The sequence below is a fragment of the Shewanella sp. AC34-MNA-CIBAN-0136 genome, from assembly GCF_040309945.1.
In the GTDB taxonomy this organism is placed as follows: domain Bacteria; phylum Pseudomonadota; class Gammaproteobacteria; order Enterobacterales; family Shewanellaceae; genus Shewanella.
This window is the reverse complement of sequence record NZ_JBEOPJ010000006.1, coordinates 1-15,499: the sequence shown is the minus strand read 5'-3', so window position 1 is coordinate 15,499 and position 15,499 is coordinate 1. Positions and strand designations below refer to the sequence as shown.

The window sequence follows — 15,499 nt, the reverse complement described above, 5'->3', positions numbered from 1 at the left end:
ACCTTAAAAAGTTAAAGTCATTTTAACAAAGTAACTTGGCCCTACCCGATAAGGGAATTGTAAGCTTTCTCCTTCATATTCAAGGTGGGCTGGGTGAAGTAAATTTTTCCCGTAGGCCGATAGTGTAGCCTCAGGCGTGATGTCCCAACTCACTCCAATATCAACACTATGATAGCTAGAAATTGTCTTTATACTTGTGCCGTTTTGGCTTATTAAGTTAGTGCTATCGACAAAACGCCATACGAAGTTAACATCAACATCATCGGTAATATTCCAATCAATTATGGTCGACAACATATGCTCTGGTGCGTCGGTATTCTGATTTAAACTGTCACCAAATTCGCTTTGGATAAAGCTGTAATTGACTCTAAACTGAAGCGCATCCGTTGCAGCCCATAACGAAGATAACTCAGCCCCATAGTTATATCCGTCCAAGCTATTTCCAAATAGGTAATGTTGCGAAATGTAATTAGGAAATGTACTGAAATCTGTTGCAGCTATTGAAGTACTGCGCAGTTTGTCATAATCGTTATAAAACACGGTAGTATCAAAAGACCATTGGCTTGCCGGAATAAAACGATACCCCATCTCGTATGAGATAATTTCTTCGGATTCAAAGTTGTCGTTACCCGACACCCATACCTTAACCAGTGGGGCCTCGTCAGAAGGCGGTATATTCAGGCCATTTACAGATATATTATTTTCTAATCTTGACGGGGTTCGCACTGCTCGAGCAATAGAAGTCCATACACTGTTTTTTGCATCTAACTGCCATCTAAGACGAATATTGGGTTGAACTTCAAAACCAGTGTAATCATTACGTTCAAAGCGCGAAGCCAGAGTAAGCCACAACTCGTCTTTAACTAACATAATATCGTCACTGATGAATGCACTCCACAAATCAGTATTTGTCGAGAAAGCCTCACTACTTTCTAGAATAGGGCTGGAGCCGAGATCATCTTGTATATAACGATATCCTAATCCCCAAACAACATTATGATTTTGTCCAACAATTAACTGATGTTGAAAATCAACATCAAATGTTTCACTGCTTAAACCATATAAATTTTCATCTCTATTTGCATAATCGTAATAGGTTTGTACGCTATATTCAGAGGTTGCCGATAATGCTTTGGTGTACTTTGATAACAGATTAAAGCCATCACTTTTGACTTCGTCAGTATAATACTCTCGGTATAGCGGCGCGTCTGTTGATGCAATATTAGGTGCTTGCTGCATCTTCGACGTATAAAAGTCGCTGCTTAACGTGAGGCTTGTGTCTGTCTCAAGCTGAATATCAATGCGCCCACCTAATTGCAGATGCTGCCAGCTATTATCTTTGCCAGCATCAGCAAATGGTACCAGTAAATCACTCTCAAGATCATTTGGGTCAAGCTCAAACGAATCTCTTTCATGGCCTTTTAAATATACTCTCGACGTGACCTTGTCAGACAATGTCGAACCATAACGAAAACCAGCAAAACCTTGTTCATAATCTCCGGCACCTAGCTCTGCATAGCCTCCTAATGTGTCGGCACTGTGTTTGGTAATAATGTTAATCACACCATTAACCGCATTGGCGCCCCACAAAGCAGCACTTGGACCACGGATGACTTCGATACGTTCAATATCTGCCATGAGTGTGTCTTGTACTTCCCAATAAACACCGGAGAAAGCTGGAGAATAAAGGGTTCTACCATCCATCAATACCAATAGTTTGTTATTGTAGCGGCCGTTAAAACCACGGCTACCGATGGCCCATTTTTGTGAATCAATCTGCGCAACATGCAGCCCTGGCACATCGCGAAGTGCTTGTGGGATTGAGGTTGCCCCAGAGCGACGAATACTTTCGCTGGTGACGACATAGATTGCAGCGGGTGAATTGGATAGAGGCTGCTTTTGTTTTGATACAGAAGTCACTTCAACATTCATTAACTCTTGTAGACTGAGATCTAAAGAGTCAGAATCAGCGGCTATAGCTGTAGAACTCGCAGAAAAAACAAATAATGCAGAATAAAAAGTCATTTTCAGCTTTAACATTTTCAATAATTCCTTCACCAAGCCAAAGATAGCAATGCCAATTTATTTTTCAAAAAATCTATATCACACAAACAACTTATTCGATTAAGTTTAAAGTATGTTTAACGGTAAATCCATTAACATTTTATCAACAACCTACCAAGAATGAATCGTCAAACATCTCAATTTTAATCTTCTGTTAATTTTTGATGACATAAATATGACTATCGGCCAATCCAGTAATATCATTAGCAAGTTAACCTCTTTTGACTACCTCGAAAGGATTAAACATAATTGCTGATAGATTATTGCTCGCGATAATATCGCTAAGCATTATGTTAAACGATAAACTTCGATGACAAATTCATTACTTTCATCGCTTAACCTCAAGTGCCAATTTCAATACTTGAGAGCTGATAGTTAATCCAGATTTTGCTACCACTTGCATATTAACTTTAAAATATAATCGCTTATCTTGCTCGACGATTTCAATCATCCCGCCTTGCATTGCAAAACCTGTGATATCCGAAACCGTTAAAATAGCCTTATTATCGACAGCCACTAACAATCTATGGGTTAACTCCCTAGAGTTAGTGTCTACAAATACAACATCGCACTGATCGATTTGGCTTATTCCAGATAACTCAATGGCCATCACAGACTGAGTTCCCAGCGTTTTATCGGAAAGTCCCATGAAACTGTCGTGATATTGATTTCCGAAAAAACATATTTTCCATGCAGATGAGGTATTAAGACGCGCTTCAGGCCACTGAGTAAACTTAGCAAAGTTATAGGTTAATGCCGCTTTTAACTCGAATGCGTTCTGCGCCATAGAGACTCGCGGAAGCAAAATAGCTCCCACGACCAATAATGAATACAGTAACTGTCGACTTAAATTTGAGTTTTTCAATGTTGCTACCCTAAAAGGTCAAAGTAGCTTTAATATAATAACTTGGTCCCACACGATAAGGGAGTTGGTAACTTTCTCCTTCAAACTCAAGGTTTGCAGGATGAAGTAAATTTTTCCCGAATGCTGATAACATGACATCAGGCTTAACCTTCCAGTGCAGTCCTAAATCAACTCCGCTATAGCTATCAATTTCCTTAGTACTAAGGTCATTGATATTCAATACGTAAGCTTCATCAATAACACGCCAAACTAGATTAAAATCAACATTATCGCTAATGCTCCAATCCATCATTGTCGATATCATATGCTCTGGGGCATCAGTATTTTGACTTTGACTGGCACCAAATTCATTTTGAGTAAAACTATAATTTACTTTGAATTGGATAGTATCAGTTGCAGCCCACTGAGATGAGAGCTCGAATCCATAGTTATATCCATCAAGATCATTACTGAATGTTAAGTATTGCGAAATGTAATTGGGAAATGTGCTGAAATCTGTTGCACCGGCTGGAGCATTGCGCAATTGGTCATAATCGTTATAAAAAATTGTTGAATCAAATGACCATTTTTTAGCGGGCGTAAATCGATAACCTACCTCATACGAAATGATGACTTCAGATTTATAATCCTCGTTACCAGCCACCCATATACTAACCAATGGTGACTGAACTGAAGGCGGTATGATTTGTGAGTTCACCGATAGATTATTTTCTATCCGCGACGGAGTTCTGATTGCGCGTGCAACAGAGGCCCACAGATTATTTTTTTTATTCAACTGCCACATCAGGCGAGCATTCGGTTGAACCTCAAAGCCTGTGTAGTCATAGTGTTCGAAACGTGATGCTAACGTCAACCACAACTCATCATCAACTAACGTAATTTCATCACGAATAAATGCGCTCCACAAATTGGTTCGAGTTGATTCTGACTCGCTACTTACAATAATAGTGCTTTGGTCGAAATCATCTTGAATAAAGCGGTAACCGAGTCCCCAGATAATATTATGATTTTGTCCAACAAGTAGCTGATGCTGAAAATCAACATCAACCGTTTCACTACTAAAACCATACCAATCATCATCTCTTTTTGCATAATCGTAGTAGGCTTGAAGGCTGTATTGAGAGGTTGGAGATAACGCTTTGGTGAGTTTTGATAATAAATTAAAGCCATCGCTGCTGATGTCATTACTATTAAAATCACGATATGACGGACCAACTAATGAAGGGTAATAAGAGGTCTGCTGCATTTCAGTGCGGTACACATCACTGCTCAACATAAGGCTTGTGCCCGTATCAAGCTCCATATCAACGCGGCCTCCCACTTGAAGATGCATCCAATCGTTGTCTTTATCAACAGTGGCTAATTGCTCCGCAAGACCGCTATCGAGATCTTGCGAATTATACTCAAGCGAGTCTCTGCTATGGCCTTTTACATACACTCTTGATGTTGCATTATCTGATAATGTGGAACCATAACGAAAACCTGCAAATCCTTGCTCATAATCGCCAGCCCCAAATTCTGCATAACCACCAGATGTATCTGCACTGTGTTTGGTAATAATATTAATCACACCGTTTACTGCATTGGCGCCCCACATTGCCGCGCTAGGCCCACGTATAACTTCTATGCGTTCAATATCGGCCATCAGCGTATCCTGAACCTCCCAGTAGACACCTGAAAATATTGGAGAATAAAGGGTTCGGCCATCCATCAATACCAGTAATTTGTTGTTGTAGCGCCCATTAAAACCACGGCTGCTGATAGCCCACTTTTGAGAGTCAATCTGCCCTACATGCAGCCCTGGCACATCTCGAAGTACTTGCGGGATAGAAGTAGCACCAGAATTACGTATATGTTCGCTTGTGATGACATAGATTGCAGCAGGTGAATTCGATAAAGGCTGCTTTTGTTTTGATACCGAAGTGACTTCGACATTCAGTAACTCTTGCAGACTAAGATCGAGAGAGTTTGATTCGTTGGCAATTGCACTGTAACTAGCCAAAAAGGCTAATAGCACGGAATAAGAAACAAGGTTCAACTTTAACATTTTCAACAATTCCCTTATTAAGCTAACGACAATTGTGAGAGTTTACTGACTAAAGAATAAAAAGTTCACAATTAATTTACACGATTAACTTACACGATTAAGTTGAAAAAGTATGTTACAGGATAAGATATTAAGTAATTTTTGAGCGGTAGATCTTGTGCAGAACAATAAAAAATATTAGTGATCGAAATAATGACAAAAGAGTTTACCCATAAGGAAACCCTTTAATCAGCTTTTCGTTTAACGTCGTCCTGAATTCAGCATGTAGCATCATTAAAAAATGAGTTGGCCACTACGGGTCATTTGCACTTACGGGCAAACTTTAGTGCTTACGGGCAAACTTTATTGTCTCTACACAATTAAACTGCCAATCCTGCAGCAACACCTGAGCTCCAAGCCCACTGAAAATTAAACCCGCCTAACCAACCACTTACGTCCATTACTTCACCAATAAAGTACAATCCAGAGACCTTATTCGCTTGCATGGTTTTAGATGACAATTCATTGGTGTCAACGCCACCTAAAGTGACTTCTGCGGTGCGGTAACCTTCGGTGCCATTCATGGTAATAGACCAGTCGTTTAAGTCGTTAGCGAGTTTTTCTCGCTCGCCGTGGCCGAGTTGGTTTAATGCTTTATCCAGTTGAGACTCGTCAAATAGTGTTTCAACCAAGCGTTTAGGTAACCACTGGCTTAAGGTATTGCGTAGGCTTTGCTTTGGATGATGTTTCAGTGCAAATTCAATTTTATCTAACGCGTTTTCACCCGGTAATAAATTGATAGAAATAGCTTCACCTGGTTGCCAATAATTAGAAATTTGCAGTACTGCTGGGCCTGATAGACCACGATGAGTAAACAACAAGGCCTCGCTAAATTGAGTGCCGTCTTGGGCGGTAATGGTTGTTGGCACGGCAATACCCGATAACGGCTCAAAGCGCACTTTTTGTTCGGCATGCCACGTAAATGGAACTAAACCAGCACTGGTTGATAACACCGTTAAACCAAATTGCTCTGCCAGCTTATAGCCATAAGGCGTAGCACCTAATTTGGGCATGGATAAACCGCCAGTCGCTATCACTAATGACTCGCAGCTAAAATCACCATTTGAGGTAGTTAAATTAAATCCTGTATCCGTTTTAGTAACAGATAGCATTTCAGTACGCAGCTTTACCTTAACGCCGGCCCACTCGCATTCAGTCATTAACATGGTAACGATCTCTTTGGCTGAGTCATTACAAAATAACTGCCCATGCTCACGTTCATGGTATTCAATACCATGACGCTCAACCAACTCAATAAAATCACTTGAACGATAGCGAGCTAATGCCGATTTGACAAAGTGTGGGTTGCCACAAATAAACTGATGTGGCTCAACTTTTTGGTTGGTAAAGTTACAACGCCCGCCACCACTGATAAGAATTTTTTTACCAGCTTGTTTGGCATTGTCTAGCACCAATACATCACGACCTCGATAGCCCGCAGTAGCAGCACACATTAATCCTGCCGCGCCGGCGCCGATAATAATTACGTCATGATGTTTCACGTTTTACTCCACACTTTAAATGGGTTGTTTTGTATTTAATTGATAAATATTAAATGCAAAAAAGGATGCTATTTTAGCATCCTTTTTAGTATCTATTCACGGTTAACTTAGCCGCTCTGTTGCACTATTTTTTCAGCGTTTCAGATTTCTTGTCTCGACTAAGTAACTCTTTTGCTGCTTCAACCGGTGCTTTACCTTGGTATAAGACTTGGTAAATTTGCTCGGTGATCGGCATTTCTACCCCTAGGCGCTTGGCTAAGGTAAACACTTCTTTAGTATTTCGATAACCTTCGACTACTTGACCGATTTCTTCTTGCGCGGTGATAACGTCTTTGCCTTGACCTAAAGCCAAACCAAAACGACGATTACGCGACTGATTATCGGTACACGTTAATACTAAGTCACCTAAACCCGCCATACCCATGAAGGTTGATGCATCGGCGCCGATAGCTTCACCTAAACGGCTCAGTTCAACTAAACCACGAGTAATGAGTGCGGTACGCGCATTTGCACCAAAGCCAATACCGTCGGACATACCTGCACCAATGGCAATCACGTTTTTAACCGCTCCGCCTAATTGTATGCCGATAAAATCGTCATTTGCGTATACACGCAAGCGTTTTGGACTATGAAGCAATTCGACTAAGTCATGGGTAAACTGTGGGCAAGTACCCGCAACCGAAATAGCGGTAGGTAAACCAGCGGCTAATTCTTTGGCAAAGGTAGGCCCAGATAACACAGCTAGTGGATAATGTTCACCTAATTGCTCACGAGCAACATCTTGTAATAAACGGCCAGTTTCAGGCTCTAAGCCCTTGGTCGCCCACACAATACGTGCGTCGTCACGCAATAATGGTTTTGCTTGCTTAAGCACGTCACCAAATACATGGCTTGGTACAACAACCAAAATATTCTTGCTGGCGGCTAAGGCTTTGCCTAAATCAGCTTCGATGGATAAACAATCAGGAAACTGAATGCCAGGCAAAAAACGTTCATTACTGCGGCCTTCCGCTAATACTTGCATGCTTTTAGGATCGTGACCCCAAAGCAATGTCTTATGGCCATTGCTGGCTAAAGAAATAGCAAGGGCGGTGCCATAAGACCCCGCCCCTAATACCGTAATTTCGGCAGCGTTATTCATAAATTACGCAGTTGCTTCTTCAGTTGCAGCAGCTTGACGCTGTTGAACGTACTGAGCAAATAGAGCATCAAAATTCACTGGAGCAAGGTTTAGTTGTGGGAAAGTACCACGGCCAACTAAGTTGCCAACTAATTCACGTGCGTATGGGAACAATACGTTAGGGCAATATGCACCTAAAGAATGGGCAAGTTGTTGCTCAGTTAAACCCACAATCGAGAAAATACCCGCTTGCTGAACTTCACATAAAAATGCGGTGTCTTCGCCATTTTTAGCGGTAACAGTCAGTGATAAAATTACTTCGTATGTGTCGTCAGACAATTTGTTGCTGCGAGTATCTAAATCTAATTTTACTTCTGGGTTCCATTCTTTCTGGAAAACAGCAGGGCTGTTTGGCGTTTCAAAAGACAAATCCTTTGTATAAATACGCTGAATGTTGAACTGTGGTGCTTGTGCTTCGTTGTTTGCTACTTCAGCCATAATTTCCTACCTATCAATGTTATTTAGCTTTTCTGTGAAGCTAATTGTGTTGGGCTTTCACACTCAATGCATAAAGAATTAATCTAACATTAGTGCTATCCCGTAAAGTTGATCCAGCTCGATAAATGATAACGAACAAGATCTTGATAATAAACCGTGTTAACTCATACCCAAATTCGTTAACACCGAATACCATTAAGCAACCATATTAACGCTTGCTTTTAACTACTGGTAAATTAGCACCTTGCCATTCGCCCATGCCACCTTTAAGGTTAAACACGTTTTCAAATCCTTGTTTAGTAAGAAGTTGAGCTGCTTGTGACGATGTCATACCTGAGTTACATACTAATATAATGGGGCTAGTTTTAAACTTTTCAAGGCTAGTGACTTGATTATTTTTAATTTCTGATAAGGTCACATTGAGTGAATCAACAATATGGCCTTTCTTAAATTCTTCTTTGCCACGCACATCAACGAGTTTGGCATCTTGCTTATTCACCATGAGTGTTAGCTCTTGATGACTGACATTTTTCACTTTTGATGTACCAGATTTAATGACACTAACAACAAGTGCTACAAACAAGCCGACCCACGCTAAGCTTAACATTGGATTCGCTTTAAAAAATTCCATATATTCTTGCATAATTACTGATTTCTCTGACGATGACTAAGATGAGATGGCCTCGAGTATATCGTTTTGCTCGGCAGTTTTCATTAAAGAAACACCTAAAATAAACGGTTTACGCTGAGTTATTCGTGACTCGCCCCTCGTTATCAGCTGCTTTAGTTATATCTTCAAACCTATATGCCTTTTGCACACTATCGATAAGTAGTAATATTCATACAATTGAAATTTTATAACACTTCTATTTTAACTTAATAAGGTACTTGCAAATGGCTAAAAAACGTCCACTCGCATTACTTATCCTTGATGGTTGGGGTTACAGTGAAGACACGCAAGATAACGCGGTTTTTCATGCAAACACTCCTGTCTTAGATAAGCTCAATGCACAATACCCTCACAGTCTTATTTCAGGTTCTGGTATTGACGTCGGATTACCCGATGGTCAAATGGGTAACTCTGAAGTTGGCCATATCAATATTGGTTCTGGCCGAATTGTTTATCAAGAACTCACCCGCATCAGTAAAGCAATTGTAGACCATGAGTTTGAACAAAACGCAGCACTTTGCGATGCAGTAGACAAAGCCATTGCCGCAAATGGTGCGGTGCACATTATGGGGCTATTGTCTGCCGGTGGTGTACACAGCCATGAAGAGCACATTGAAGCGATGTGTCGTATGGCTGTTGAACGCGGCGCAACAAAAGTGTACTTACATGCCTTTTTAGATGGCCGTGATACGCCACCTCGTAGCGCTCAAAATAGCTTAGTCCATTTTGATGAGCTATTTGCTGAATTAGGTCATGGCCGTACAGCCTCAATTATTGGTCGATATTTTGCTATGGATCGTGATAATCGTTGGGATCGCGTATCGCAAGCCTACGAATTAATCACCGAAGCTAAAGGTAAGTTCGCTTATGCTTCGGCACCAGAAGCGCTTGAAGCGGCATATGCTCGTGATGAAAACGATGAGTTTGTTGCTGCATCTGCCATTGTTGATGCGCAAGGCGAAGCTGCCGTATTAAGCGATAATGATTCACTGATATTTATGAATTTCCGTGCAGATCGTGCTCGCCAAATCACCCGCACTTTCGTGAATCCAGATTTTGACGGGTTTAAACGTAATAAAACACCAAAAATCAACTTTGTGATGTTAACTGACTACGCTGCAGACATTAATGCTCCGGTAGCCTATCCATCGAGTGATTTAGTGAATACTTTAGGCGAAACCCTGCAAAACCAGGGTAAGACCCAGCTGCGTATTTCGGAAACTGAAAAATATGCTCATGTGACTTTCTTTTTCAATGGTGGTAAAGAAGAGCCATTCGAAGGTGAAGATCGTATTTTAATTCAGTCACCTAAGGTCGCAACGTATGATCTGCAACCTGAAATGAGCTCGACAGAATTAACCGATAAATTGGTCGCCGCGATAGAATCTACAAAATATGATGTCATCATTTGTAACTATCCAAATGGTGATATGGTCGGCCATAGCGGTAACTTTGATGCCGCAGTTAAAGCGTGTGAAGCGGTTGATGCATGTATTGGTCGTGTCGTCGAAGCGTTAGCTAAAGTTGATGGCGAATGCTTGATTACTGCCGATCATGGTAATGCCGAAAAAATGAAAGATCCTTCTAACGGACAAGCATTTACAGCTCACACCAGTAACTTGGTACCGTTCGTTTATGTCGGTCGTGATGCCGTGATAAAAGATGGTGGACGCTTGAGCGATATTGCGCCAACTATGTTAACCTTAATGGGCCAAAGCATCCCGAAAGAAATGAGTGGACGCTGTATCATTGACCTTAAAGAGTAAACATTAACTCGTGATAACTCGTTTATTTATTAAAGCCAGCATTGTTGCTGGCTTTCTAATCTTTTCATTTACGGCAAATAGTGCTGATTTGTCTTCACGCCAGTCGGCTTTGAAGTCTATTCAAGCACAAATAAACCAACAACAAAATTCGCTCAAAGACACCTCAAGGCAACGCGAGAAGCTTATTGCGTTACTAAAAAGTGACGAGCAAGCGATTGCAAAAGCAGCTAAAAAAGTCAATCAATCACAAAATTCATTGACTGAAGTTAACGCCAAACTTAGCAACTTGGATAAACAGCAGATAGATTTAGCCAAGCTTAAAAAAAGTCAGCAAGACACCTTATCAAAACAGTTATCTAGCGCTTATTTGGCAGGTAATCATGATTACACTAAGATGATGCTGAATCAGCAAAATCCGGCCACAGTTGAGCGCATGCTGGCGTATTATCAATTTCTCAACAATGCCCGCATAAAAGCTATTCAACAACTCAAGCAAACTAGCATTGATCTTAATAAAGTTAAGCAACAGCAAGTAACAGCAAAGCAAAAACTCAATGCTTTAGTGATAGATCAAAAGCAACAAGCGCTGCAATTAACCAAAGAGCAAGGCCAACGCCAACAAACATTGACTCAACTACAAAGAACCTTATCCAGTAAAGGTGCGGAATTAGAGCAACTGCAAATAGAAGAGGCAAGTTTAAAACGTATAGTGCAACAAGCAATGCTTGCCGCAAAAGCCAATCCAACCATGGATGGATTAGTCAGTCAAAAAGCCAAATTAAAATGGCCAACTAACGGCAGAGTGAGTAAACGATTTGGTAGCAACCGTTCTGGACAAATTGTTTGGAAAGGGACTGTACTTGCCGCACCTGAAGGACAAAATATCAATGCAGTGGCATCAGGAAAAGTTATTTATGCCGACTGGTTACGTGGTTTTGGTATGGTGTTAGTTATTGATCATGGTAAGGGTTATATGAGCCTATACGGTCACGCCCAAACACTATTAAGACAACCTGGAGATATGGTGAAAACTGGCGAGTCTATTGCGCTTGTTGGCCGTTCAGGTGGGCAAAGCGAACCAGGGTTATATTTCGAAATCCGTAATAAAGGTAAGGCTGTCGACCCAGCCTATTATTGTCGTTAATAGCAAAACACGTACTGCTAATATTCAATGGTTCAACGTATTACAAGGTATAGCATTATGCCTTGCCAAAGAAAGCGGTTAACGGCCCGATTAATTAGCACTATATCAACGGGCATAACTGTGTCTATAATCACGCCGTTATATAGATATCATTGAACAATAAAACTCACACAACCAGATAAGCTAAATTCGTGCGAAACCTACTATTACTCCTACTATGCTTATGTAGCATCATGCCCGCTACAGCGACTAAATTAGCCATTATCATTGACGATATTGGTTATCGCCTAACTGACGAAGCAGTATTGTCATTACCCAATTCGATCACTTTATCGGTGTTGCCCCATACTCCGCTAGGACAAAAACTTGCGCAAGATGGTTATCATAAAGGTCATGAAATAATGTTACACCTACCAATGCAAGCCTTAAATGGCAAAGCTTTAGGACCTGGAGGGCTAACCAATGATATGAATGAGACACAAATTAAACAACAGTTACAAAGTGCGTTCTCTAATATCCCGTTTGCTAAAGGGGCTAATAATCATATGGGGAGTTTACTGACTCAAATGGATGAACCGATGTTATGGGTAATGCAGAGTTTAAAACAGCAGCAGTTGTTTTTTGTCGATAGTTTTACCACTAAATATACCAAAGCCAGCAACAAAGCGATGCAGCTTGGAGTACCATCACTGAGAAGACACATATTTTTAGATAACGACATTAGTGAACGTGCGCTTGAACGTCAGTTTCAGCAGATGATTACGCAATCCAAACGGCAAGATAAGCTGGTTGTTATTGCACATCCTTACCCAGAGACCATTCGATTTTTAAACGCTAATTTAGCTCGTTTGAACGATAATGACATCACATTAGTACCAACGTCTCAATTATTTGATGATATGAATGTCACGACAGCAAGTCTGCCTAATCCAACTGCAACACTGAAATAGATAAGTCAGGTAGTGTAGATAAAATTTCCGTTTTATTGGATACAATATCAGCTAAGGTATATTGATCAAGTACCGCCAGATAAGCTGTAACAGCCTGACCCAACACGCCTTTTAATTGACATATTGGCGTAAATCGGCAATAAGGTGAGTCACAATCAATAGGTGATAGTGAATGCTCTAAATCACGGACCAATTGCCCAATTAACACCTCATCAGCAGCTTTTGCTAATCTAAAACCACCACTTTTACCTCTGACCGTCTGCAAATATCCCTTTTTTCCCAATTGATGGATAATCTTGGCTACATGGTTTGAAGAAAGGTCAAACACACTAGTCACTTCAGCTATTCGAAACAAACTTTCGCGTTCAGATTGCACCGCAAGATACATCAAAATGCGAATACCAAAATCTGTATATCGGGTTAATTGCATGATCTAAAATATCCAAGGTAAGTAATAAACGCAGATTAGCATGTTGAAGACTCTAAATCAGTGATCAACCATAAAGCTTGTTCATTTGTGGTGCCGCACACATCAATACTTGCACTAAACTCAGCACAAACATCTGGACGTTCTGGTTGACCAAAAATCATACACAGATTATCGGCATTTAATTGAATACAACGCACCCCAGCAGGTTTCCCCATTGGCATGCCTGGTATTGCACTAGTGATAGAAGGCGCAATGCAGCAGGCACCACAACCCAAACGACAATCCATAACTTTACCCACTAAATAAAAAGCACTGTATTTTACAAGAATGTACTCTTAACGACATGTTTAATTACATTATTGGTATCGAGAATAATTGAAATAGTCGCCGAGCTAAGGCAAGTTACTCTCGAGCATTTCTTCAACCACTATGCCATTGTATATTAGATCACATTTTTAGTTCTTAAGCATTAAGCACACAACAGTCATAGTGGTACATTATACCCTCTTATAGAATAAGGAAATTACCCATGAAACGTCCTGTAATTCTCGACTGTGATCCCGGTCATGACGATGCCATCTCACTTATTTTAGCGCTTAGCTCTACAAAGCTTGATGTATTAGCTGTCACCACCAGTGCAGGCAACCAAACACCAGACAAAACCTTAAACAATGCTTTACGTGTACTAACACTATTGGGTCGTCATGATATACCCGTTGCAAGTGGCGCCCCTAAGCCATTAGCTCGTGATCTAATCATTGCAGATAATGTTCACGGCGAGAGTGGTCTGGATGGACCCAAATTGCCCGATCCAGCCTTTGCACCTGTAGAACAAACGGCTATTGAACTGATGGCCGAAAAAGTGCGTAACAGTAAGCAACCCGTCACACTTGTTCCAACTGGACCGTTAACTAATATTGCGCTGTTTCTAGCTGCTCATCCTGAGTTACATCACAACATAGATAGTATCGTTCTGATGGGTGGCGCTGCAGGTGTGGGCAATTGGACACCAGCTGCTGAATTTAATATTTTTGTCGACCCTGAAGCTGCAGATATGGTATTCAAATCTGGCTTGCCAATCGTAATGTGCGGACTAGATGTCACCCACCAAGCCCAGATTATGGATGAGGATATTGAGCGAATTAGAGCCATTAATAATCCTATCGCGCAATGTGTTGCGGAACTACTCGACTTCTTTATGATTTATCACCGCGACCCTAAATGGGGATTCACTGGGGCACCACTACATGACCCTTGCACCATCGCATGGTTACTTAATCCATCACTGTTTACTACGGTTGATTGTTGGGTAGGTGTTGAAACTAAGGGGGAATATACACAGGGAATGACAGTGGTTGATCGCTATCAATTAACCGGTAAACCGCACAATGCAAAAGTACTGTTTAATATTAACCGAACGGGTTTTGTCGACTTTATCGTAGAACGTCTAAGCGATTACTAACAAACTCATGCCATGCAGATAAAAGTAACCTGCATGGTATATAACTGCGGATAACTATTAATATCATATTCGTTATCTGCAGTACCAATACCGAGCAAGTGTCTGTATTCAAACATTTTCCTCTGCTTAATTAGTTAACAATTAGTATTCCCTAAAACTAACTACAGCAATAAACAATGAACCAGCGGCCCATACGACAAAGACTATTTTATTATCTCTATAATCCACACCCAATAATAAATGGTACACAATCTCGATAAACTTTTAATCTAACTTAACTAACACTCAGCTTTTAGCTATGTATATCAATTTGGAGTTAATACCAATCCTATTAAATATGTGATCTTTCAGCGGGAGTTCAAAGTGCTGTAGGCAAGGCAGATTATTGAATCGAATAGTGATTCTCGGTAATAAGCTCCTGCGTTACTCTACCTCCAGCATCTGACCGCCATGGATGGTGGGGATGTCTTATTTTTTATGGAAAAAAATATACCATGCCGTCGTATTTTGAAAACATCTAACAAAGCATAAAGGACTTTGAAACCCGCCAGAATGGAGTCTCTCAGTTATTCCACTTCTGTGTTACATCGATTAAAAAGGCAACAACCATTTCTACATCAATGCGCCTTGAATTGAAAAACCTGAGAGACGCTGAACTGACCAGATATTTAATGAGATTGGTATAACACGTAAATTTCAGATACAAAAAAAGCCTCGTCGTTAGACGAGACTTTGATATCATGACAAAGCAGACAATGATAATAAGAGTGGACCTAAACCCCCGGCGTGACGGGTCACTTTCTATTGATTGAGAGTCAACCGTCCAAATAGATTGGATGAATGCAAAGCAATACCGGGAACGTTGTTGGACCAATTAAATTAATGCAGCGCTTGTGGCTGTTGATATCTGTTCGGGAAAAATGGGTAAGCTTCAGATACAAA

General features: G+C 40.7%; 13 protein-coding genes. 4 read left to right on the top strand and 9 right to left on the bottom strand.

Features of this window, described 5'->3' with window-relative positions; all coding sequences use genetic code 11:
* Positions 1-3: 3 nt before the first annotated feature.
* The 7 genes from AAEY94_RS07435 to AAEY94_RS07405 form a co-directional block, all read right to left on the bottom strand.
* Positions 4-2,040: a TonB-dependent receptor plug domain-containing protein gene (locus AAEY94_RS07435; RefSeq protein WP_101088673.1), complete on the bottom strand. Its 2,037-nt coding sequence runs from the start codon at positions 2,038-2,040 to the stop codon at positions 4-6.
* 352 nt (positions 2,041-2,392) lie between these two features.
* On the bottom strand, positions 2,393-2,929 hold the full coding sequence (locus tag AAEY94_RS07430) for a YfiR family protein (protein WP_011639416.1): 537 nt from the start codon (positions 2,927-2,929) through the stop codon (positions 2,393-2,395).
* A 10-nt stretch (positions 2,930-2,939) separates the two neighbouring features.
* Entirely contained in the window at positions 2,940-4,976 is a 2,037-nt protein-coding gene (locus AAEY94_RS07425) for a TonB-dependent receptor plug domain-containing protein (protein ID WP_101088674.1), read from the bottom strand.
* A gap of 359 nt (positions 4,977-5,335) precedes the next feature.
* Complete coding sequence (locus tag AAEY94_RS07420; protein ID WP_192116250.1) at positions 5,336-6,517, bottom strand: aminoacetone oxidase family FAD-binding enzyme; 1,182 nt, start codon at positions 6,515-6,517, stop codon at positions 5,336-5,338.
* A 124-nt stretch (positions 6,518-6,641) separates the two neighbouring features.
* The gene (gene gpsA, locus AAEY94_RS07415; RefSeq protein WP_101088676.1) at positions 6,642-7,658 is read right to left on the bottom strand and encodes an NAD(P)H-dependent glycerol-3-phosphate dehydrogenase; all 1,017 of its coding nucleotides are present in this window, start codon (positions 7,656-7,658) and stop codon (positions 6,642-6,644) included.
* Between the two features lie 3 nt (positions 7,659-7,661).
* Positions 7,662-8,135: a protein-export chaperone SecB gene (gene secB / locus AAEY94_RS07410; RefSeq protein ID WP_011639424.1), complete on the bottom strand. Its 474-nt coding sequence runs from the start codon at positions 8,133-8,135 to the stop codon at positions 7,662-7,664.
* A gap of 208 nt (positions 8,136-8,343) precedes the next feature.
* The gene (locus tag AAEY94_RS07405; RefSeq protein ID WP_101088677.1) at positions 8,344-8,778 is read right to left on the bottom strand and encodes a rhodanese-like domain-containing protein; all 435 of its coding nucleotides are present in this window, start codon (positions 8,776-8,778) and stop codon (positions 8,344-8,346) included.
* A gap of 251 nt (positions 8,779-9,029) precedes the next feature.
* Here AAEY94_RS07405 and gpmM point away from each other — a divergent pair, with 251 nt between their 5' ends.
* The 3 genes from gpmM (at position 9,030) to AAEY94_RS07390 (ending at position 12,665) form a co-directional block, all read left to right on the top strand.
* Positions 9,030-10,571, top strand: coding sequence for a 2,3-bisphosphoglycerate-independent phosphoglycerate mutase (gene gpmM / locus AAEY94_RS07400; protein WP_101088678.1), 1,542 nt, complete (start codon positions 9,030-9,032; stop codon positions 10,569-10,571).
* Between the two features lie 10 nt (positions 10,572-10,581).
* Entirely contained in the window at positions 10,582-11,715 is a 1,134-nt protein-coding gene (locus tag AAEY94_RS07395; protein ID WP_101088679.1) for a murein hydrolase activator EnvC family protein, read from the top strand.
* Positions 11,716-11,906: 191 nt separating this feature from the next.
* Entirely contained in the window at positions 11,907-12,665 is a 759-nt protein-coding gene (locus AAEY94_RS07390; protein WP_502959387.1) for a divergent polysaccharide deacetylase family protein, read from the top strand.
* Here AAEY94_RS07390 and AAEY94_RS07385 read toward each other — a convergent pair.
* Positions 12,640-13,095, bottom strand: a complete 456-nt coding sequence (locus tag AAEY94_RS07385; RefSeq protein WP_101088681.1) for an Rrf2 family transcriptional regulator — start codon at positions 13,093-13,095, stop codon at positions 12,640-12,642. The two genes, AAEY94_RS07390 and AAEY94_RS07385, sit on opposite strands and share 26 nt — an antisense overlap.
* A gap of 35 nt (positions 13,096-13,130) precedes the next feature.
* Entirely contained in the window at positions 13,131-13,382 is a 252-nt protein-coding gene (locus AAEY94_RS07380) for a YkgJ family cysteine cluster protein (protein WP_011639430.1), read from the bottom strand.
* A 242-nt stretch (positions 13,383-13,624) separates the two neighbouring features.
* Between AAEY94_RS07380 and rihA the strand changes: the two genes are divergently transcribed.
* A complete protein-coding gene (gene rihA / locus AAEY94_RS07375; protein WP_101088682.1) occupies positions 13,625-14,557 on the top strand; it encodes a pyrimidine-specific ribonucleoside hydrolase RihA in 933 nt (310 codons plus the stop codon).
* Positions 14,558-15,499: the final 942 nt, after the last annotated feature.